The organism is Plantactinospora sp. B24E8 (assembly GCF_039871735.1).
In the GTDB taxonomy this organism is placed as follows: Bacteria; Actinomycetota; Actinomycetes; order Mycobacteriales; family Micromonosporaceae; genus Plantactinospora.
Genome location: NZ_JBDPMH010000006.1, coordinates 75127 through 95594, shown reverse-complemented (window position 1 = coordinate 95594; position 20468 = coordinate 75127). Strand labels below are relative to the sequence as shown.

Genomic DNA, 20468 nt, shown 5'->3' with positions numbered 1-20468 from the left:
CCGTCGCGCTTCCGACGGCGTGTGCGGGACGGCCGCCGCGTGATCGGATGATCGGATCGGACCGCAGCGGTCGGGCGCTACCAGGGTGCCTCCGGCCAGGCTTGACGTCGAAGGGAGGCCACCGTGATCTCGGCACTCAACCGGCTCGTCGACCTCGTCGAGGAGCACCTCACCGAGGAGTACCTCGCCGGGGAGCACCTCACCGAGGAACTCGACGTCGACGGACTGGCCAGGACGCTCGGCACCACCGAGTACCACCTACGGCGGATGTTCTCGTCGTTGGCCGGCATGCCGCTGTCGGAGTACGTACGCCGACGCCGGATGACGGTCGCCGCCGCCGACCTCGTCCGGGGTGGTGACGACCTGCTGCGCATCGCCGTCCGGTACGGGTACGGCTCGACCGAGGCGTTCGGGCGGGCGTTCCGGGCGGTGCACGGCGCCAACCCCGGTGACGTACGCCGCGACGGCGGCCCCCTTCGCACACAACCGCAGCTCAGGTTCCGCCTGACCGTCGAAGGGAGTTTCCCCATGCACACCCGCATCGTCGACCGGCCCGCGTTCCGGCTGGTCGGACACGCGACCCGGGTCCCGCTCGTCCACCGGGGCGTCAACCCGCACATCCAGCAGCACATCGCCGCGCTGCCGATGGAGGAGCACGTCCGGCTGAAGGCGCTGAGCGACACCGAACCGGGTGGCCTGCTGCAGGTCACCGACGACGTCGACCCCGACGCCGCCGAGGGCAGCGAACTGACCTACCTGCACGGGGTCGCGATCGCCGGGGAGACGCCGACCCCGGACGACCTCGACGCGATCGAGGTACCGGCCGGCAGGTGGGCGGTCTTCCGGACCAGCGGGCCGCACCCGGAGACGCTGCAGAACACCTGGGCGGCGACCGCGACCGACTGGTTCCCGTCGAACCCGTGGCGGCTGCGGCCGGGTCCCTCGATCGTCGCGATTCTCGACCGCGCGGACGACTTCAGCACCGCGACCTGCGAGCTGTGGCTGCCCGTCGAACCGAACTGATCAGCCCGGCAGCAGGAGTCCCGGGCCGGCCGCCTCCCGCCATCCGGTGGGGCGGCCGGCCCCGGCCGTTAGACTCATCTCCGTCGTCGGCGCTCGGTACGGTGGGACGACAACGTCCGGAGCGGCCCACGACCCCGGAGCGATCCAGATGAGTCACGACCCCCTCCCCGATCCCTTCGCCGGACAGCCCGACTGGGCCCCGACCCCGCCCCGGCCGGTCCTGGTCGTCTCCGCCGGCGACCGGGTCGAGTTGCGCGGTCGGCGGGTGCTGGTCGGGCTGCCGGGGCTCGGCTGGCGCGGCGACCTGCGCGCGGACGAGCGGGTGGTGCAGGGCAGCCGGACCTACGTGCCGGTGCTGCCGGAACAGGAGTGGTACCGCGCCGAGGCCGAACGGGTCGAGGTCTTCGCCCCGCTGATCCCGGCCGAACGGGTCTGGGTGGAGACCCTCGGCGACCCGCCGCAGTGGACCGTCGAGGGGCTGACCATCCCCCGGCCGGCCCGCGGCGACGTGATCTCCCGACTGGTCTCGCTGGACGCGCCGAGTCACCCGCTGCCGGTGCCGGTGGTCGAGGCGGACGCCGTCTCCGGTCGACGGGTCGTCCAGGTCGACGAGACCGGCGAACGGCGTGACCTGCGCGCGGTCACCGAGGTCTACACCAGCGCCGAGGGCGACATCTGCGTACGCGTCGCCGCCGAACTCGACTGGTACCGCTGGGCCTGGAGCGGCCGCCCGCCGACCACCCTGGAAGTCCCCGTCCACCTGCTCTGGATCGAGTAGTCGGCCCGGCCCGGTCAGGTGGCGCGGGCCGCCTCGCAGACCCGCCAGCCGTCGCCCTGCCGGGTGACGAACCGCCACCGCTGCCGGTCGGTGTTCGAGATCGACTCCACCCGGTACGAGATGACCAGGTCCACAGAAACCTCGGCGACGTCCTCGTCGGTGGTCCGTACGTCGAGCGGCCCCCACTTGACGATGAAGGTGACCTGAAACCGCTGCTCCCGGGCGGCGAGGTCGTCGCGCAGGGCGGACAGCGGGGCCAACCCGGCGGCCGAACCCGCACAGGTCATCAGACCGGCGAGGACGTCGTTCTTGTCGACCATGAAGGCCTGCAGGTAGTTGTTCACGACCACGTCCGGCGCGCTCCGGTCGGGTGCGGTGAACCGGTCGTAGAGGGTGTACGCGATCGCCGCGCCGGCGAGGCAGAACAGTGCCGTCGCGGCGGCGACGATCACCAGCACCCGCCGCCAGGGGAAGCGGCGACGTGCCGGCGGCGCCGGTGGCGGGGCGACCGGCTGTTCGGCACCGGCCTCTCCGGACGGGGTCCGTTGGGTGGGTACCCGGGACACCTGGGAATCGGCCGGGGGGTGCACGGATTCCACCCCCTGAGGCTATCCGCTGCCGGCCCGCCGCCCAATGGTCGCGAATTCCAGCTTGGTAACCAAAAGAGAGCAAGTTATAACTTTCTGCTATCGATGCCACTTGTCCCGGCCTGGCGGTCCGGGCGGCTCCACGAAGATGCCGGACCGCTGGGATACCGTCTCAGTCCAGAACAGAGGCGCCGGCCACGGCCGACGGCGGAGGAGTTGGTGCGGTGGACACCTGGAGGGATCGGGCCAGCCACGCCGCCGCGCTCAGCTGGCGGGCCGCCAGCACCACGGCCGCCGCCCTGCACCGGCAGGCCGCCGCCACCACCGCCGCGGCCGCCACCGTGCTGGAGACGTTCCGACCGGCTCCGGCCGGCCAGGCCCAGCAGCACGAACTCGCCGAGCAGCTCCGGTCGGCGGCGAGCCGACTCACCCCCGGCTGGCTGGGCGCACCCCTGGACGCCCAGTCCGAGGACACCCCGCTGGGCGGGCCGGGGCTGCCGACGTACGTCCGGATCGGGGTCGCCCAGCCGCTCGACGACGCCCGTTTCCCGGCGGTGGTGCCGCTGCTCGGCACCGGCCACCTCACCGTCGACGCGGACAGTCGGGACCCCCGGGTCGCCGGCCTGCTCCGCGCCGTACTGCTGCGGCTGCTGGCCGCCGCACCCGCCGGGTCGCTGCTGGTCCGGGGCGTGGACGCGGCCACCGAGGGCGAGCTCTTCGCACCGTTCGCCCTACTCGCCGACGCCGGCCTGATGCCACCGCCGGTCACCGACCGCACCGGCCTGCGGGCCGTGCTGGCCGAGGCCGAACAGTGGGTACGGCCGGCACGTCCCACCGCCAGCCGCCACCAGCGGCACGACCGGACCCTGCTGCTGGTGATCGGTTCCCTGCCGGAGCTGACCGAAGGGATCGACCTGGCCCGGATCGGCGCACTGGCCCGGGAGGGTCCGGAGGCGGGGCTGCACCTGCTGGTGGCGGGCTGGCCGCCGCCGCCGTTGACCGAGGAGACGACCCAGCCGCCGCTGCCCCGGAGCACGATGGTCGCGGTACGGAACCCGTACGCGCTGGTCGGCGACCCGCCAGGCGGTTCGTTCACCGCTCCGGGGGCCACCCCGCCGCCGTCCGGGCTGAACGCGCCGGTTTTCCTCGACGAGGCACCACCGCCGGCGCTGCTGGACCGGGTCTGCCGGGAGTTGGCGGCCCGCCTGGCGGCCGACTACCGCCGTACCCTGGCCGACCTGCTGCCCGACCCGGCGGAGAAGCTCTGGGCCGAGAGCGTGGCCGACGGGCTCAGCACCCCGGTCGGCCACGACGGGGACCGGACCGTGATCCTCGGCTTCGACGAACGTACCCCGCACTGGCTGGTCGGCGGCCGGGCCGCCGCCGGCAAGAGCGGATTCCTGGTCAACGTGCTGTACGGCCTCGGCACCCGGTACCACCCGGACGACCTGGCGATGTACCTGGTCGACTTCGCCGACGGGGCGGCGTTCGACGAGTTCGTACCCGCCGAACGCGGGCCGGCTCCGGAGGCCGCCGGCTTCCTGCCGGAGAGCGACGAACCCTCGACCACCGACGACGACCGGGACCGGCCCTGGCTGCCGCACGTCCGGGCCGTCGGGGTCCAGGCCGACCGGGAGTACGGCCTCGCGCTGCTCCGCGACCTCGACGCCGAACTCGACCGCCGGACCGGCACCGGCAACGCTCCCGCCGAGAGTCCGCCCGCCGGCAACCCGGTCGAGGCCGCCGCCGGTGCCGGGTTGCCGCCCCGGATCCTCTGTGTGCTGGACGAGTTTCCGGTGCTGCTGAGCGGGGACGACGAGGTGGCGGCCGAGGCGCTGCGCCGACTCGAGTCGGTGGCCCGCCGTGGGCGCGCCGCCGGCGTACACCTGATCCTGTCCAGCCGGCCGACGCCGGCGCTGACGGCGCTGCGGGACCGCCGGGAATCGTTCCTCGGCCAGTTCCCGGTCCGGGTGGCGCTGCCCGGCGGTACCGAGGTGCTGGAGCCGGCGAACGATTCCGCCGCCGGCCTGCCGCTGGGTACCGCGGTGGTGAACACCGCCGGTGGGCTCGGCGGCCCCCGGGGTGCGACCCGGGGGCACGAACGGGTGGTCCGGTTCCCCGATCCGCACGTGGCGGAGGGGGTCCTCGACGGGCTGCGGCAGCGGCTCTGGGCCGAACGCCCACCGTCGGCCCCGGCCCCCGCGGTCTTCACCGGCTACCTGACCCCGGTCCGCCCCGACGAACCGCCGGCGGCGCAGCCGCCGTCGGGCGACGCGCCGCCGCCGGCCGGTTCGGCCGCGCTGGCCCGGCTGGGCCGGGTGGTGGAGGTGCGACCGAGGCTGGCGGCGGTGGAGTTCGCTCCGGTGCCGGGCCGGCACCTCGCGGTGTTCGGGCCGGCCGGCGCCGACCTGCTGGACACCGCCGCCCGTGACCTGGCCGCCCAGCACCAGCCCGGCACCGCCCGGTTTGTGGTCGCCGCGCTGGTCGAGCAGGGCACGGCGGTCGCGGACGCGCTCCGCGCCGACCTCGCCGGGCGGCATCCGGTCGAACAGGTCGACAGTGCCGGCCTCACCGCCGCCCTGGACCGGAGCGAGCCCGGCTACCTGGTGGTCTTCGGCATGGACGGCTGGGACGCCGGCACCCTGCCGCCGGGCCGGCTGCCCGCCGTGCTGCGGGACGGACCCGCCCGGGGATCGCACCTGCTCTCCTGGTGGCGGACCACCGCCCGGTTCGTCGACCAGTTGGCGGCGCCCACCGGGCCGGGCGAGGCACCGGACGAGCCGGGGGCGGCGCCGGACCACGAGCCGGAGACCGGTCCGCTGGTCGACAACCTGGTCTTCGTGGACGTACCGGGGCGGGAGGTGGGCCTGGTGCTGGGCCGGAGTGTGCCGTGGCGGCCCCGGACCGGCCGGGCACTGCACCACGACCTCCGGACCGACTCGGCGACCCTGCTCGTGCCGTTCGCCCCGCGCCCGAGGAGGCGTACGCCATGACCACCGACGACGCCTGGCAGGAATACCTGGCCGCCGCACAGCAGCTGGACGCGGTACGCCGGGAGGCGGCCACCGCCGCCGGTGCGCAGGCCCGGGGGGTGCACGCCGCCCGGGAGGAGTTGACCGTGGTACGCGCCCGACTGGTCCCGCAGCAGTCCCGGTTACGGGCGCTCGGCGTACCGGAGGCGGAGCTGCTGCCGTCGGAGCCGGAGGTGGCGGCGGCGGCCCGGGCGATCTCGACCGGCCCCGAGGCGGTACGCGCGGCGCTGCGCCAGGCCCGGGTGAACGCCGACGCGGCGGACGCGGCCACCCGGCTGCCCGGCTCCGGCCCGCTGCTGGCCCGCCCGGACACCTGGTGGCAGCTGCTGTTGGTCGGTGCGGTCGGCCTGGCCTTGGTGGCGGTGGCCGTGGCGCTCTGTCTCGGCGGGCTCTACCTGCTCCGCTGAGCCCGGCACATCCGGGTCACTCCCACCAGAACCAGATGAGGGACGGTTAGGTTGGACCCGCAATGACTGTATCGGCGCCCGGGTGGTGTCACCAGGTGCCGGGGTCGTCGAGGTCGAGGGCCGGCTGGTACCCGCTCAGCACCGTCAGGCCTTCCGACTCGGTGTAGCCGTTCCCCCAACCCTTGAGGAACGCCTCGACGACGCAGGGCCTGACGAACATCTCCAGCACGTCGCTGCCCTGCCGGCGTGCGCGGTAGGACCCCGCGACGAGGTTGGCGGTCCCGGGGTCGCGGCCCGGCACGGGTTGCGCCCGAACCGTCAGCCAGCGACCAGATTCGTCACCGATTACGAGTGAGCCCTCGGTGAAGGAGCCACGCTCAATCCGGGCCAGCGTGATCGAGCATCCGAGCAGGCGCCCGCCTGGTGGCAGCGTCTGCAGGCGGAACGGCGCCACGCAGCGGTGTGCGGCGTCGAACCGGACCCGGCCCGCCGCGTCCGTCGCCTCGTCGCGGCCGGTCGCGTAGATGTCGAGCTGAGCCCAGAGCCCGTCGACGGGTTGCCAACGAACGAACCACAGTTTCGTGTCGCCAGACGGATCGAACCAAGCGACCCCCGGGCGGCCTCCGACTCGCGTGTCGGTCGGTGGTTGCGGTCGCCCCGCCGACGACAACGTCTGCGGCAGCCCGTCGAGCGTCGCGACGCTACGCGCCAACACGAACCGAGCCTGCCCGGTTGGACCCCGGAACTCAACACTCTCGACCCCGCGCCCGGCGCTCCAGGTCGCGGACCAGGCACCGCTGACCAGGCTGTCGGTCGTGAAGTGCACCACGCCGGGATCGGTCCCCACAGCCTCGGGCCGTGCGATGGCGCCGGGCTGGCCCGGTGCGTCCGGCAGCACGAGTGCCGTGGCCGGCATGGTCGCGCCATCGGGTGCCCGACCGGCCGGAATCACCATGACCGCCGTGACCAGGACGACGGACGCCGCTGTCGTCGCCCCGGTGATCAGCCAGCGTCGACGCAGTCGCAGCTGGTGCCCGCGACGCCGGGCGTGTTCCACGATCGGCGCGGGGGCGATGTCGCCGCCCGCGTGGTGCTTGAGCGTCGTGGCGAGCTGCTGATCGAGATCGCTGAACATCAGAACTCTCCTCCTGTCCGCGCGGGGACGGATGCTTCCTGCCGCTTACGAAGTGCCGTCAGAGCCCGCTTCGCGTGGGTACGAACCGTGCCGGTCGAACAGTCCAGAATCTCGGCGATCATCGCGTCGTCAAGATCCTCGTAGTAGCGCAGGACAATCACGGTGCGTTGACGTATCGGCAGAGCACAGACGAGCCGCCACAGCGCGTCACGTTCGGCGATGCCGGCAGCTTCGTCCGTAGCGTCCGGTTGATCGGCCACAACGGCGACAGAGATCTCTTGGCTGCTGCGCCGGCGCCACCAGGAGTGATGGGCATTGACGAGCATCCGACGGACATACGCATCGGGTCGATCCGTCCGGGAGATACGCGCCCAGCGGGCATACGCCCTGGCAAGGACATCCTGAACCAGGTCCTCGGCCCGATGCTCGTCACCGGTCAGCAACCGGGCGAGCCGCACCAGCGCCGAAGTGCGGGCGAACGCGTACTCCTCGAACGTCACACCCTTTTAACGTCGCAAGTCAGCCAATCCGTAGACATCCCAGGAGCACCTCGCGAAGGAGAACCGCAAGAGGTCCGGAGGCCGAGCCGCCACCCCTCCTGCGCCCGCGAACTCGCGCTGCGCCGAATTGAGGTACGGGATCGGCGAGCACCGCAGCCACTCGTGACCGTCCCGCTCCGCCGCCGGTCGCTGCTGCCGGGCAATCCCTGATTGAGGGATATGACTGTCCGTCATATTTATGCCGGAGAGTCATGTCATCGCAACCGGATATGCCGCTGCCGGCGGCACCCAGCGTGCCTGCGGCACCCTGCGTAGCGGCCGGACCACGGCGGGCAGCGCCGGCCAGGATCGGTCCGGCGGGCAGCCGCCGGGGTCAGGAGCGGAGGATCAGCGACATCGCCTCGGACCGGGACTTGGCGTCCCGCTGCAGCAGTCCGCGGACCGCCGAGGTGATGGTCTTGGCGCCGGCCTTGCGGATGCCGCGCATCGCCATGCACATGTGCTCGCACTCCAGCACCACGAGCACACCGCGCGGTTCGAGCCTGGTCATCAGCAGGTCGGCGATCTGCGAGGTGAGCCGCTCCTGCACCTGGGGACGGCGGGCGTAGACCTCGACCAGCCGGGCCAGCTTGGACAGGCCGGTGATCCGGCCGTTCTCGCCCGGAATGTAGCCGATGTGCGCGACACCGTGGAACGGCAGCAGGTGGTGCTCGCAGAGGCTCATCACGTCGATGTCGCGGACCAGCACGAGTTCCTCGTGGTTGGCCTCGAAGGTGGTGCTGAGCACCTGGGCCGGGTCGACCCGGAGCCCGGCGAAGAGTTCGGCGTACGCCCGGGCGACCCGGGCCGGGGTCTTCCGCAGGCCGTCCCGGTCCGGATCCTCGCCGACGGCGACCAGGATCTCCCGGACCGCCTTCTCGATCCGGGCCAGGTCGACGCTCTGTTCGACCGGACCGCCGCTGAGCCGTCCGTTGACCAGCCGGGCGGCGAGATAGTCGAGCCCGGCGGCCTCGTCGAAGTCGTCGTGTCCGTCGAACTCGGCGGGCTCGTCATCCGGCTCCGTGGAGGAGACCGCCTGGGAAGCCGCGGAGTCGGCGGCGGCAGCGGCAGCGGCTCCAGACGCGGCCAGGCCGCCGGCGTGATCGCCGACGGCCTGGTGGTTCCCGGTCAGTGGGTGCCGTCCGAGGTGGAGTTGTTGTTGGTCGACTGCGGCGGGTTGCCCCCGATCGCCGCCTGGCCGTCCGCCACGGCCTGCGCCTTCAGCGCCTCCTTCTCGGCGGGGGTGAGCACCGGCGGCTCGGTCGACGGCTGCCGCTTGCCGAAGCCGTTGTACGGCGCCATCGGCGGCCGCTTCACCACCCGGGCGCAGATCCGCGCCATGTCGGCGGTGGAGAGCGTCTCCTTCTCGATCAGCTCCAGCACGAGGTTGTCCAGGACGTCCCGGTATTCCACCAGGATCTCCCAGGCCTCGTCGTGGGCCAGTTCGATCAGCGAGCGCATCTCGGCGTCGATCTCGGCCGCGACCGCGTCGGAGTAGTCCCGCTCGTGGCCCATGTTGCGGCCCAGGAACGGCTCGTCGGCGCCGGTGCCGTACTTGATCGCACCGAGCTTGGAGCTCATGCCGTACTGGGTGATCATGGCCCGGGCCAGCGCGCTGGCCTTCTCGATGTCGTTGCTGGCGCCGGTGGTCGGCTCGTGGAAGACCAGTTCCTCGGCGGCCCGGCCACCCAGCGCGTACGCCAGGGTGTCGATCATCTCGGCCCGGGTCTGGGTGTACTTGTCCTCGGTCGGCAGCACCAGGGTGTGCCCGAGCGACCGGCTGCGGGACAGGATCGTCACCTTGTGCACCGGAGCGGAGTGCGGGAGCGCCCAGGCGACCAGCGCGTGCCCACCCTCGTGGTACGCGGTGATCTTCTTTTCCTTGTCGCTCATCACCCGGGTCCGGCGCTGCGGGCCGGCGACCACCCGGTCGATCGACTCCTCCAGCGCGTCGTTGGTGATCGCGCGCTTGTCGCCGCGGGCGGTGAGCAGCGCCGACTCGTTGATCACGTTGGCCAGGTCGGCACCGGTGAACCCGGGGGTACGCCGGGCCACGGCGTCGAGGTCGACGTCCGGCGAGAACGGCTTGCCCTTGGCGTGCACCCGCAGGATCGCCTTGCGGCCCTCCATGTCCGGGGTGTCGACGGCGATCTGCCGGTCGAACCGGCCCGGACGCAGCAGCGCCGGGTCGAGGATGTCCGGCCGGTTGGTCGCGGCGATCAGGATGACCCCGCCCTTGGTGTCGAAGCCGTCCATCTCGACGAGGAGCTGGTTGAGCGTCTGCTCCCGCTCGTCGTGGCCGCCACCCATACCGGCGCCACGGTGCCGACCGACGGCGTCGATCTCGTCGACGAAGACGATCGCCGGGGCGTTCGCCTTGGCCTGCTCGAACAGGTCCCGGACCCGGCTCGCGCCGACGCCGACGAACATCTCGACGAAGTCGGAACCGGAGATGGAGTAGAACGGCACGCCGGCCTCGCCGGCCACGGCCCGGGCCAGCAGGGTCTTACCGGTACCGGGCGGGCCGAAGAGCAGCACACCCTTGGGGATCTTGGCGCCGAGTTGCTGGTACTTCGCCGGGTTCTGCAGGAAGTCCTTGATCTCGTGCAGTTCCTCGACGGCCTCCTCGGAGCCCGCGACGTCGGCGAAGGTGGTCTTCGGCGTGTCCTTGGTGATCATCTTGGCCTTGGACTTGCCGAAGTTGAGCACCCGGGAACCGCCGCCCTGCATCTGCGACATGAAGAGCAGCAGCAGGATCACCAGGATGGCGATCGGCAGCAGGTTGACCAGCAGCGAGACGAGCAGGTTGTCGCCGGAGACCTCGGTGTCGGCCGGGCCGGTGATCCGGTTGTTGGCCTTGGCGTCGAGGACCTGGTGCCAGACGTCCTGGCCGATCTCGTACGGGAACTGGGCCTGGATCTTGTCGGTCTCGGTGTCACCGAACTTGGTCGGCTGCGCCAGGTCGAGTTGGAGCGTCTGCTCCTTGTCCTGGAAGATGGCCTTCTTGATGCCGCCCTTGTTGAGCTGGTCGAGGGCCACCGTGGTGTCGACCCGGTGATAGCTCGGGCCGCCACTGAAGAATGAGCTGAGCGCGATCGCACCGATGATCACCAGGATGATCCAGACCACCGGCCGGCGGAAGAAACGCGTACGTTCCATGCTGTTGTCGAGCGCCGAAACGCCCGGACCCTCCTGATCGACGTCCTGATCGTCTGGTTGCCTGACTGTCGCCGCCTGAGCGGCGGCCGGAACCGTCCCCCTGGGGGTTGACTCCGGCACCGGGGCACTTGGTACCGCGCCACGGTCATTCGACGGTACACCGTGAACGCGAGGAGCGAGCCCGCGAGCCCCCGGGGTGACCGAGAGCCTCCCGCGCCTTCTCGGGGTCAATCAGGGCAGGAGACCCGGCGCGGAACTGCTCCGCGCCACCACCGCATACCGTAACCGCGATTCCTGGGAGCGCGCTGTACGTCGGCTCCACATTTCGCCACCGGCGATCAGGATGGACAGGCCGGGCCAGACCCGCCGAGCGGGTGGCGGACCGGACGCAGCGTCAGGAACGGCTGTACACCTCGGGCTTCAGCACCCCGACGTAGGGCACCTCCCGGTAGCGCTCGCCGAAGTCGAGGCCGTAGCCGACGACGAACTCGCTGGGGATGTCGAAGCCGACGTACTTCACCGGCACCGAGACCTTGATCGCGTCCGGCTTGCGGAACAACGCGACCACCTCGACGCTGGCCGCCTCCCGGGACTCCAGGTAGCGCAGCAGCCAGGAGAGGGTGAGGCCGGAGTCGACGATGTCCTCGACGACCACCACGTGCCGGCCGGCGATGTCACGGTCCAGATCCTTGCGGATCCGCACCACGCCCGAGGAGGTGGTGCCCTGCCCGTACGAGGAGAGGGCCATGAACTCGATCTCGGTCGGCGGTCCCTGGCGACCGAGCGCCCGGGCGAAGTCGGCCATGAACATGACCGCGCCCTTGAGCACACCCACCAGCAGGAGACCGTTGTCCACCGACGCATAGTCCGCCGCGACCTGTTTGGCCAGTTCCGTGATCTTTTCCCGAATCTGCTCCTCCGAGATGATCACGTGGTCAATGTCGGCGTCGTACCAGGAGCCCTGAGCCATGCCGCCTAGCCTGCCGTACGCCGGTTCCGGCCTGTCGCCGGGGCGGCACCTTGCTGCGCTCGCCACCCCGGCTGGCCAGGCGGACATCGACAGCACGGCTCATGGCCGGCGGGCGGCGCGCCAGCCCCCGTCGGTCGGCCGCCAGTCGGCGGAGTCGCGGCTGTCGGCGGTGAGCCCGAACGCTGAGGCGAGGGCGAGGAGGAGAAAAAAGACGAAGGGGACGAAGTATTCCATGGCGGCGGGACCTCCCGGTCGGGTGCTCCGCCGGCCATTGGAGCCGGCCGGAGCAGGTGGTATTCGGTTCGCCGCCGGTGCGCACCGGCTGTTGCGACTCCAGTCTCCGCCGCCCGGTCGACACCGGACAGTGGCAGCTTTGCCAGACACCATCGAATTTCTGCCACACCTGGCGTACGCTCACGACATGCTGGAGAAAGTGGCCGTGATCGCGCTCGACCCGGTGGCCCCGTTCGAACTCGGCGTGCTCTGCGAGGTCTTCGGCACCGACCGGACCGCCGACGGTTTCCCCGGTTACCGGTTCGACCTCTGCACCGTCGACGGTCGGCCGGTCAGGACCAGATCCGGCTTCGGCCTGACCCCCGACGCCGATCTGGCCCCGGTCGAGGACGCCGACCTGGTCGCCGTACCGGCCGCCCACGACCTCGACGCGCCGATCCCCGAGCCGGTGCTCGACGCCCTGCGCCGGGCCCACGCCCGGGGCGCCTACGTGTTGAGCGTCTGCTCCGGCGCCTTCGTGCTCGCTGCCGCCGGGTTGCTCGACGGCCGGGAGTGCACCACCCACTGGCGGTACGCCGACGACCTGGCCCGGCGCTACCCGTCGGCCCGGGTCCGGTGCAACTCCCTCTACGTCCAGGACGGCACCGTGCTCACCGGAGCCGGCACCGCCGCCGGCATCGACGCCTGCCTGCACCTGGTACGCCAGGAGCACGGCTCCGCGCTCGCCACCAAACTCGCCCGACGGATGGTGGTGCCGCCACACCGCGACGGCGGACAGTCCCAGTACATCGAGGCACCGATCCCGCGTACCCCGGACGCCGCGACCCTGGAACCGGTGCTGACCTGGCTGATCAGCCACCTCGACCGGCCGGTGACCGTCGACGAACTCGCCGCCCGGGCCCACATGGCGCCCCGGACCTTCGCCCGGCGGTTCCGGGCCGAGACCGGGACCACCCCGCACGACTGGATCACGAACCAGCGGGTGCTGCTGGCCCGGCAACTGCTGGAGGAGACCGACCTGGGCGTCGAGGCGGTCGCCGTCCGGGCCGGGTTCGGCGACGCCGCCACCCTGCGACACCACTTCAGCCGCCGGGTCGGCGCCACCCCGCAGGCGTACCGGGCCACCTTCCGCAGCCGGGAGGCCGTCGGCGCGGCGGTGGGCTGACCGGCCGCTCCCGTGACGCCGGCGGTCAGGTACCGGAGCCGGCGGTCCGGCCGGCCGGGTCCTCCGGTCCGGTCCGGCGTGCCGGGTCGCCCGGTCGGGTCCAGCGGGCCGGGTCGCCCGGTCGGGTCCAGCGGGCCGGGTCGCCCGGTCGGGGTCGGCCGGCGAGCATGCAGAGACCGGCAATGACCAGGAATCCCCCGACGGTGGCCGGGCCCACCCCGGTCTGGGCGGCCAACTCCTCCGGTAGCCGGGGGTGGACCAGCCCCTTCGGGTCGACCACCACCCTGACCTGGTCGCCGACCTCGCCCTCGGGATTACCGGACGCCCCGCTGACCGCGCCCGGCCACCAGGTCAACTCGCCCGGGATCCAGTTGCCGTCCGGTCCGAGCAGCGAGTACCGCAGCTGCCGGCCCTTGCCGCTGCCGTCGCGGATCTCGATCACCGTGGCGGTCACCTCGACGCCCCGCCGCTCCAACACCGACGACCAGAGCCAGGCGGCCGACATCGGCGCGACCAGCAGCACGGCCAGCCCGGCCAGGACCAGCGGAATCACCCTCGGCAGGGGCAGGTTCTGGTTGACCAGGCCGAGGCCGACCATGCCGGCGACGCCGATCAGGATCACCAGCACGGAGTTGTCGGTGTTGACCCAGGTCGTCGCGAAGACCAGGCCGACCGCGATGGTCAGCCCGATCACCAGCAGGTAGGCCGCACCCAGCGCGTTGACCGGTCGCCAGCGTGAAGGTCGAATCCGCACAACCCATTGATGGCACAGGCCGGCAAGTCGCCCGGGGCTGCGCGCCTGGTCAGTACCCCACCGCGCAGCCGTCGGCCCGAGGCTCCGAGCCGGCGACATAGCCGCTGCTGTCGGGAAGCCGCCAGATCGCCTGGCCGTACCCGAAGCTCGACGCCTCGGGCTCGACGGTGACCTCGTGGCCGCGCGACCGCAGCCCGGCGACCACGTCCCGGCCCGGGTCCTCCGCCGACAGGCCCGGCTCGACCAGCACCGACCGGCCGGCGTGCCAGTACCAGCGGGGCCGGTCCAGCGCCGCCTGCGGGTCCAGGCGGTCGTCCACCGTGGACGAGACCACCTGTACGTGCCCCTGCGGCTGCATGTGCCCGCCCATCACCCCGAACGGGCCGACCGGCTCCCCGCCCCGGGTCAGGAAACCCGGGATGATCGTGTGGAACGGCCGCTTGCCCGGCGCGACCACGTTCGGGTGGTCCGGGTCGAGGCTGAACCCGGCGGCCCGGTTCTGCAGGCCGAACCCGAGCCCCGGCGGTACGACGTACGAGCCGAAACCCAGGTAGTTGGACTGGATCAGGCTCACCATCGTCCCGTCCGAATCGGCGGCGCTGAGATAGACCGTGCCGCCCCGGGCCGGGTCCCCGGGTGCCGGGACGCCGGCCCGCTCGGTGACCAGGGCACGGCGGGCCGCCGCGTACTCCGGGGTCAACAACGCGGCGGTCGGTACGTCGACCCGGGCCGGGTCGGCGACGTACGCGTGCGCGTCGGCGAAGCCGAGCTTGACCGCCTCGATCTGCCAGTGCAGCCGCTCGACCGGCGACAGGGCCGACAGGTCCACCCCGTCGAGGATGTTGAGGGCGAGCAGCGCGGCGACCCCCTGCCCGTTCGGCGGCAGCTCCCACACCTCGTGCCCCCGGTACGTCGCGTGCACCGGATCCACCCAGGTCGACTCGTGGCCGGCCAGGTCGTCGCCGTCGAGCGGGCCGCCGGTCGCCGCCGCGTACCGGGCCAGCGTCGCGGCGATCTCACCGGTGTAGAACGCCCCGGCCCGGGTGGCGGCGATCCGGCGCAGCGTGTCGGCGGCGTCCGGGTTGCGCCAGCGTTCGCCGACCCGGGGCGCCCGACCGCCGTCGACGGTGAAGATCCGCCCCCACTCGGCGTACTCCGGGCCGGTCAGCTCGGCGTGGGTGTCGACCGCCCTGGCCCAGCCGGCGGCGACCCGGGGCGAGACCGGAAAGCCGTGCTCGGCGTAGCCGACCGCGTCGGTGAACAGTTCGGCGAAGGGCAGCCGGCCGAACCGGTCGTGCAGGTCCCGCCAGCCGGCCGGCGCCCCCGGCACGGTCACCGGCAGCCAGCCCCGGGCCGGCATCGCCGCCCCGCTCGCCTGGGCGCCGCCGTGTGCCGGCGTCGGCGCCGCGCCCCGCCCGTCGGTCGCGGCCAGCACCGCCTCGCGGGTCAGCGCGGCGGGCGACCGTCCCGAGGCGTTCAGTCCGTGCAGCCGCCGGCCGTCCCAGACGATGGCGAAGAGGTCACCGCCGATGTCGTTCGAGCCGGGCTGGACCACGGTGAGGGTGATCGCGGTGGCGAGCGCGGCGTCCACCGCGTTGCCGCCCCGGCGCAGCACCGCCAGCCCGGCGGCGGCGGCGAGCGGCTGGCTGGTGGCGACGGCACCCTGTGGGGCGAAGACCGGTTGGCGAGGCGACGACATGGCACATGTCTACTCCGTGATCAAAAAATCGCCACCCCCGGCTCGCCCCGTTGCCGACCTCCGGCCCCGGCCTACTCCACGACCAGGGCGGCGCCCCGGCGGGTCACCCGGATCCCGCCGGGCAGGTGGGTCGGGCCCTGCCCGCGCCAGGCGGTGACCAGGGCGTCGAGCGCGCCGACGTGCCGGTGCGACAGCGCCGCCGGCGGGGCACCCAGATCGCGGGCCCAGCGGTGCAGGATCCGGGTACGCACCGCCGGCACCATCCCGGCCAGCACCGGTACCGCCAGCCCGGCGGCCGGCCCCGCCTCCCTGTCGCCGTCGTCCTCCCCGGTCTCGGGGCGGAGTCGGGCCCGGGCGTACGCCTCGTCGGCCAGCGCGTCCAGGGCGGCGTTGTCGGCCGCCACCAGCCGGGCGGTCCGGGCCAGGTTGTCCAGCACCCCCGGCCCCAACGCCTGAACCAGCGCCGGCAGCACGTCGGCCCGGACCCGGGCCCGGGCGTACCGGTCGTCGCGGTTGTGCGGGTCCTGCCACGGGGTCAGGTCCAGCGCCGCGCAGGCCGCCCGGGTCTGCTCCCGGGTGATCTCCAGCAGGGGCCGGGCCAGCAGCACCCCGTCGACCGTCCGACCGGCCGGCATCCCGGCCAGCCCGCGCGGTCCCGCGCCCCGGGCCAGCGCCAGCAGCACCGTCTCGGCCTGGTCGTCCCGGGTGTGCCCGAGCAGCGCCGTCGAGGCGTCGTACCCGTGGGCCAGCTGGACCAACGCCTGGTAGCGGGCCTCCCGCGCGGCCGCCTCCGGGCCGCCCGGCCGGCCCGCGACCTCGACGGTCGCCACCTCGACCGGGGCGAAACCGGATTCCGTCGCCCACTTGGCCACCCGCGCGGCCCGGTCCGCCGAGCCGGGCTGCAGGCCGTGGTCGACGGTGACCAGCCCGGCCGCGATGCCGAGCCGGGGCGCGACGAACGCGGTGGCGGCGGCCAGCGCCAGCGAGTCCGCGCCGCCCGAGCAGGCGACCAGGACCGGACGGTCCCGGGGTACGTCGACCAGCGCCCGCCGCACCGCGACCCGGACGGCCGCCAGCGCCGGCGGTACGGAGGCCATCGCCGCGCCGCTCAGCCGGTGGCGGCGACCGGGCCGACCGGTCCGTGCACCCGGGCCACCCAGGCGTCCGGGTCGGCCAGTTCCTCGAGCCGGGGCAGGGTCAGCGGCGAACTGAAGATCTTGTTGAAGCCGTCCATGCCGACCCGGTCCACCACACCGTGCACGAACTTGCGGCCCTCGGCGTACTGCCGCATCTTCACGTCGACGCCGAGCAGCTTGCGGATCGCCTTCTCGAGCGGGTTGCCCGACTCCCGACGGCGGTTGAACTTGGACCGGATCGACTCCACGCTCGGGATGACCGCCGGCCCGACGCCGTCCATCACGAACTCGGCGTGCCCCTCCAGCAGCGTCATCAGCGCGGTCAGCCGGTCCAGTACGGCCCGTTGGCCCGGCGTCTGCACGATGTCGAGCACACTGGCCCGGCTCTCCGGGTTGCGGATCGCGTCGGAGAGGGTGCCGATGCCCCGGCGCAGCCGGTCCAGGAAGTTGTCCCCGCCGGCCTGGGAGGCGTCGACAAACGCCTGCACCTCGCCGAGGAAGTGCCCGCGCATCCACGGTACGGCGGTGAACTGGGTACGGTGGGTGACCTCGTGCAGGCAGACCCAGAGCCGGAAGTCCCGGGGGTCGGCCTGCAGCTTCCGCTCCACCTCGACGATGTTCGGTGCGACCAGCAGCAGTTGGCCGGGGTCGGCGGAGAAGACCTCGTACTGGCCGAGCACCCGACCGGAGAGGTACGCCAGCACGGTGCCGGCCTGTACGCCGGTCAGTCGGGAACCGATCGCGTCGGTGAACGCCCCGGGTGGCTTGTCCCCGGAGAGCCGGTTGACCAGTGGAGTGATCACCTCACGCAGTCCGGCGATGTTGGTCGCCGCCCAGTCCCGACGGTCCACCACCCGGACCGGCGGGTGGGCGACCTGGGGCCGCAGACCGGTGTACCCCAGCACGTGCCCGGCGGCCTCGTCAGTCAGCCGTCGCAGGTCGGCGACCACGTCCGTCGCCTCGTCGTACGAGACCCGTGGTCCCGATTTTCCCAACGCCCCGGCGGTGGCGGCGGCCAGATCCCAGTCCACGAACTGCGCCATGCACCCACCGTACCCGGCTGCGGACACCCCGGCCCGGGTGTGCGGAAGGGGCCCTTCCTGCCCACCGGCCACCGCTTCGACGACGGCAGGGCCCTTCGTGACAGCTCAGCGGCAGCCGCAGGCGGCGAGGGCGGCGGCGATCCGGTCGAGCTCGAGCCGCGCCCGGTCGATGCCGACGCTGTCCGGCACCTTGTTGGCGAGCACCGCGAAGGTGAGCAGCCGTCCGTCGACGGTGGTGACCATCCCGGCGATCGCGTGCACCCCGCTCAGGGTTCCGGTCTTGGCCCGTACCGCGCCGGCGCCGGCGGTGGTCGGCTCGGCGCCGTCGGAGCGGTCGAACCGCTCGCTGAGCGAGCCGGACCAGGCGCCGACAGGCAGACCGGGGAAGAGGTCGCCGAGTTCCGGTCGGCTGCCCTTGGCGGCGAGGGTGAGCAGGTCGGTCAGCCCGCTCGGGGTGATCCGGTTCGACCGGGACAGACCGCTGCCGTCGAAGACGTCGATCTCGTTCGCCGGTAGCCCCAGTTCGGCGACGACCTCGTCCATCGCCGCCGCCGCGCCCTCGAACGAGGCGGGTTTGTTCCGGGCCAGCGCCACCTGCCGGGCCAGCGCCTCGCCGACCACGTTGTCGCTGTTCTCCAGCATGAACTCGACCAACCGGATCACCGGCGGCGATTCCACCCGCCCGAGTTCGGCGCCGGCGGCCGGCGGTCCGGCGCCCGGGCTGGCACCGGCGGCGGGTGAGGCGGTGCCGGTGGCGCCGGCCGGAGCCTGGCCCTTGCGCACCGCCGACGCCGGCAGTCCGAGCTGCTCTGCGAAGAGCCGACCGGCGGCGATGTCCGGGTCGGCGTACCGGGCCTGGGCCCGGCCCGGGTCCTTCGGGTTGATCCGGGCCCCGTCGGTCATCAACGCGGTGATCACCGCACCGAAGCCGCCGGTGGGGATGTCCGAGTCCCAGGCGGGTTCGAGTTCCGGCCCGGGGAAGAGGCTGCCGTCGACGATCACCTTCGTCGGTCTGGTGCCGCCGAGCGCCGTCTTGACCTGTCCGGCGAGCCGGTCGAGCCGGCCGGCGCCCGGATACCACCCGGTGCCGTTGACCGCCAGGGTCGGGTCGCCGGCCCCGACGATCACGACCTCGCCGGGGTTGGCGCCGGCCACCACCCTGGTCGCGATCCGGTACGCCGGACCACGGGCGGCCAGCACCGTGGCGGCGGTGACCAGTTTCGTGGTCGAGGCGGGCACGGTCGGGGTCTCCTGGCCCGCCTCGTACAGCACCTCGCCGCCGGCCGGGTCGACGACCGAGATGTTCACCTCGTTGCCGAGGATGCTGCCGTTGATCAACGGGGTCAGCGCGGCACGTATGCCGTCCGGGGTCGGGGCGGGGGCGGCGGTGCCGGCGGCGGTCAGCACCGGCGGGGGCGGCGGCTCGCTCGGGTCGGCGGCCCCGTCGGGCGTGGCGGGGGCCTCGCCCAGCCAGCCGGCGACCGGACCGGGCTGGACCACGGCCACTCCGGCCGCGGCGAGGCCGACGACCAGCACGGCCGCGAGTGCGGCGAGCAGTCCGGTGCGGCGGCGCCGGGGCGGCTCCGCCGGTTCGTCCGCCGGCTGCGGTTCCCCGGTCGGTGGCGGGCCGTCCGGGACACCGCCGGCCGACCGGGCCGGAGAGCCATCCGGTCCACCCGCGCCGGACCAGGCTGACGGCGTGGTCTGGCCGGACTGGGCCGCTCCGGACGGCGTACCGGGCCAGGCCGTCCCGGACGGTGGGCCGGACTGGGCCGCTCCGGACGGTGGGCCGGGCCAAGCCGTCCCGGACGCTGGGCCGGACTGGGATGCCGTCCGGTTCGGGCCGGGCCAGACCGGGGGCGCCGGTTGGCCCGACGGCTGAGGCGGCCGGGCGGGAGACGGCGGAATCGGTAGCGTGGTCGGCAGCGGCACGGTGGCCCGGCCCCGGTGCGGGGCCTCCGGCGGGCTGACCTGCGGCCCGCCGACGCCCGGTATCACCACCCGGCCGCGCGCCGGCGGTTCCTTCGGACCCCCGTCCGTCGGGCCCGAGTGTGAATCTTCACTCCCCACCGGCCCCTCCTCCCCCTTGAAACTTGCCTAGGCGACACTACTTTGGTCCGAACACCGCACGGCGGCCGGCGCGGCCCGCGAAATCGCCAGATAACCCGCGCCGATGCCGGCTGTTGTGGTTCCGTTGGCCAGCGCCGGCAAACGAGGGAGCGTGCGAGATGGATTTCGACGTCACGGTTGAGATCCCCAAGGGTCACCGCAACAAGTACGAGGTGGACCACGCGACTGGCCGGATCCGGCTGGACCGGACGCTCTTCACCTCGACGCAGTACCCGGCGGACTACGGTTTCATCGAAGGCACGCTGGGCGAGGACGGCGACCCTCTCGACGCTCTGGTGCTGGTACCCGAACCCACGTTTCCAGGCTGCCTCATCCGGTGCCGGACCATCGGCATGTTCCGGATGACGGACGAGAAGGGCGGCGACGACAAGGTCCTCTGCGTGCCGTACGAGGACCCGCGTCAGGAGCACCTCCGGGACATCCACCACCTCGGCGAGTTCGACCGGCTGGAGATCCAGCACTTCTTCGAGGTCTACAAGGATCTTGAGCCGGGCAAGTCCGTGGAGGGTGCCACCTGGGTGGGGCGTACCGAGGCCGAGGCGGAGATCCGCACCTCGTACCGCCGCCACCAGGAGGCCGTCGAACGGGGCGAAACGGCGCACTGAGCGCCGGACCGCCCGGAAGCAGACGAAAGCGGCCGGCTCACCCACAGGGGTGAGCCGGCCGTTCCGTGTTGT

General features: G+C 73.0%; 17 protein-coding genes and 1 pseudogene. 6 read left to right on the top strand and 12 right to left on the bottom strand.

The window, feature by feature from the left end:
* Window positions 1–123 precede the first annotated feature (123 nt).
* Both ABGB21_RS12130 and ABGB21_RS12125 read left to right on the top strand, forming a co-directional pair.
* Window positions 124–1023, top strand: a complete 900-nt coding sequence (locus tag ABGB21_RS12130) for a GyrI-like domain-containing protein (RefSeq protein ID WP_347677747.1) — start codon at window positions 124–126, stop codon at window positions 1021–1023.
* Window positions 1024–1171: 148 nt separating this feature from the next.
* On the top strand, window positions 1172–1801 hold the full coding sequence (locus tag ABGB21_RS12125) for a hypothetical protein (RefSeq protein WP_347651478.1): 630 nt from the start codon (window positions 1172–1174) through the stop codon (window positions 1799–1801).
* A 14-nt stretch (window positions 1802–1815) separates the two neighbouring features.
* Here ABGB21_RS12125 and ABGB21_RS12120 read toward each other — a convergent pair whose 3' ends face one another.
* Window positions 1816–2400 (bottom strand): hypothetical protein, encoded by a 585-nt coding sequence (locus tag ABGB21_RS12120; protein ID WP_347677746.1) that lies wholly within the window; start codon window positions 2398–2400, stop codon window positions 1816–1818.
* 287 nt (window positions 2401–2687) lie between these two features.
* Between ABGB21_RS12120 and ABGB21_RS12115 the strand changes: the two genes are divergently transcribed.
* Entirely contained in the window at window positions 2688–5381 is a 2694-nt protein-coding gene (locus ABGB21_RS12115; protein WP_347677922.1) for an FtsK/SpoIIIE domain-containing protein, read from the top strand.
* Window positions 5378–5695, top strand: a pseudogene (locus tag ABGB21_RS12110) (hypothetical protein); the annotation flags it as partial. The gene ABGB21_RS12115 and the pseudogene ABGB21_RS12110, both read left to right, overlap by 4 nt.
* Before the next feature lie 220 nt (window positions 5696–5915).
* On the opposite strand, the gene ABGB21_RS12105 reads toward ABGB21_RS12110, so the two are convergent.
* The 6 genes from ABGB21_RS12105 to ABGB21_RS12080 form a co-directional block, all read right to left on the bottom strand.
* Entirely contained in the window at window positions 5916–6962 is a 1047-nt protein-coding gene (locus ABGB21_RS12105; protein ID WP_347677745.1) for a hypothetical protein, read from the bottom strand.
* Entirely contained in the window at window positions 6962–7462 is a 501-nt protein-coding gene (locus ABGB21_RS12100) for a SigE family RNA polymerase sigma factor (protein ID WP_347651476.1), read from the bottom strand. The genes ABGB21_RS12105 and ABGB21_RS12100 overlap by 1 nt, the downstream gene beginning before the upstream one ends.
* A gap of 373 nt (window positions 7463–7835) precedes the next feature.
* The gene (gene folE, locus ABGB21_RS12095; RefSeq protein WP_347651681.1) at window positions 7836–8441 is read right to left on the bottom strand and encodes a GTP cyclohydrolase I FolE; all 606 of its coding nucleotides are present in this window, start codon (window positions 8439–8441) and stop codon (window positions 7836–7838) included.
* Window positions 8442–8629: 188 nt separating this feature from the next.
* On the bottom strand, window positions 8630–10660 hold the full coding sequence (gene ftsH, locus ABGB21_RS12090) for an ATP-dependent zinc metalloprotease FtsH (RefSeq protein WP_347651475.1): 2031 nt from the start codon (window positions 10658–10660) through the stop codon (window positions 8630–8632).
* Between the two features lie 394 nt (window positions 10661–11054).
* Window positions 11055–11630 carry a hypoxanthine phosphoribosyltransferase gene (hpt, locus tag ABGB21_RS12085; protein WP_347651474.1) on the bottom strand — a complete coding sequence of 192 codons (576 nt, stop codon included), beginning with the start codon at window positions 11628–11630 and terminating at the stop codon, window positions 11055–11057.
* A 99-nt stretch (window positions 11631–11729) separates the two neighbouring features.
* A complete protein-coding gene (locus tag ABGB21_RS12080; RefSeq protein ID WP_347651473.1) occupies window positions 11730–11864 on the bottom strand; it encodes a hypothetical protein in 135 nt (44 codons plus the stop codon).
* A gap of 187 nt (window positions 11865–12051) precedes the next feature.
* On the opposite strand from ABGB21_RS12080, the gene ABGB21_RS12075 reads away from it, so the two are divergent.
* Window positions 12052–13029 (top strand): helix-turn-helix domain-containing protein, encoded by a 978-nt coding sequence (locus ABGB21_RS12075; protein WP_347651472.1) that lies wholly within the window; start codon window positions 12052–12054, stop codon window positions 13027–13029.
* Between the two features lie 25 nt (window positions 13030–13054).
* Here the strand turns inward: ABGB21_RS12075 and ABGB21_RS12070 are convergent, their stop codons facing one another.
* The 5 genes from ABGB21_RS12070 to dacB form a co-directional block, all read right to left on the bottom strand.
* The gene (locus ABGB21_RS12070; protein WP_347651471.1) at window positions 13055–13783 is read right to left on the bottom strand and encodes a hypothetical protein; all 729 of its coding nucleotides are present in this window, start codon (window positions 13781–13783) and stop codon (window positions 13055–13057) included.
* Window positions 13784–13832: 49 nt separating this feature from the next.
* Window positions 13833–15482, bottom strand: a complete 1650-nt coding sequence (locus ABGB21_RS12065; RefSeq protein WP_347651470.1) for a gamma-glutamyltransferase family protein — start codon at window positions 15480–15482, stop codon at window positions 13833–13835.
* Window positions 15483–15553: 71 nt separating this feature from the next.
* Entirely contained in the window at window positions 15554–16579 is a 1026-nt protein-coding gene (gene tilS, locus ABGB21_RS12060; RefSeq protein WP_347651469.1) for a tRNA lysidine(34) synthetase TilS, read from the bottom strand.
* Between the two features lie 11 nt (window positions 16580–16590).
* Window positions 16591–17661, bottom strand: coding sequence for a zinc-dependent metalloprotease (locus tag ABGB21_RS12055; RefSeq protein WP_347651468.1), 1071 nt, complete (start codon window positions 17659–17661; stop codon window positions 16591–16593).
* A 105-nt stretch (window positions 17662–17766) separates the two neighbouring features.
* Window positions 17767–19218 (bottom strand): D-alanyl-D-alanine carboxypeptidase/D-alanyl-D-alanine-endopeptidase, encoded by a 1452-nt coding sequence (gene dacB / locus ABGB21_RS12050; protein WP_347677920.1) that lies wholly within the window; start codon window positions 19216–19218, stop codon window positions 17767–17769.
* A gap of 671 nt (window positions 19219–19889) precedes the next feature.
* Here dacB and ABGB21_RS12045 point away from each other — a divergent pair.
* A complete protein-coding gene (locus ABGB21_RS12045; protein WP_347651467.1) occupies window positions 19890–20396 on the top strand; it encodes an inorganic diphosphatase in 507 nt (168 codons plus the stop codon).
* The last annotated feature ends 72 nt before the right edge of the window (window positions 20397–20468 follow it).

What these genes read in the sequence shown, in the direction of transcription:
- ABGB21_RS12125 (WP_347651478.1), top strand. Translation starts at nt 1,172, where the DNA reads ATGAGTCACGACCCCCTCCCCGATCCCTTCGCCGGACAGCCCGACTGG.
- ABGB21_RS12105 (WP_347677745.1), bottom strand. Translation starts at nt 6,962, where the DNA reads ATGTTCAGCGATCTCGATCAGCAGCTCGCCACGACGCTCAAGCACCAC.
- ftsH (WP_347651475.1), bottom strand. Translation starts at nt 10,660, where the DNA reads ATGGAACGTACGCGTTTCTTCCGCCGGCCGGTGGTCTGGATCATCCTG.
- hpt (WP_347651474.1), bottom strand. Translation starts at nt 11,630, where the DNA reads ATGGCTCAGGGCTCCTGGTACGACGCCGACATTGACCACGTGATCATC.
- ABGB21_RS12080 (WP_347651473.1), bottom strand. Translation starts at nt 11,864, where the DNA reads ATGGAATACTTCGTCCCCTTCGTCTTTTTTCTCCTCCTCGCCCTCGCC.
- ABGB21_RS12075 (WP_347651472.1), top strand. Translation starts at nt 12,052, where the DNA reads ATGCTGGAGAAAGTGGCCGTGATCGCGCTCGACCCGGTGGCCCCGTTC.
- ABGB21_RS12065 (WP_347651470.1), bottom strand. Translation starts at nt 15,482, where the DNA reads ATGTCGTCGCCTCGCCAACCGGTCTTCGCCCCACAGGGTGCCGTCGCC.
- tilS (WP_347651469.1), bottom strand. Translation starts at nt 16,579, where the DNA reads ATGGCCTCCGTACCGCCGGCGCTGGCGGCCGTCCGGGTCGCGGTGCGG.
- ABGB21_RS12055 (WP_347651468.1), bottom strand. Translation starts at nt 17,661, where the DNA reads ATGGCGCAGTTCGTGGACTGGGATCTGGCCGCCGCCACCGCCGGGGCG.
- ABGB21_RS12045 (WP_347651467.1), top strand. Translation starts at nt 19,890, where the DNA reads ATGGATTTCGACGTCACGGTTGAGATCCCCAAGGGTCACCGCAACAAG.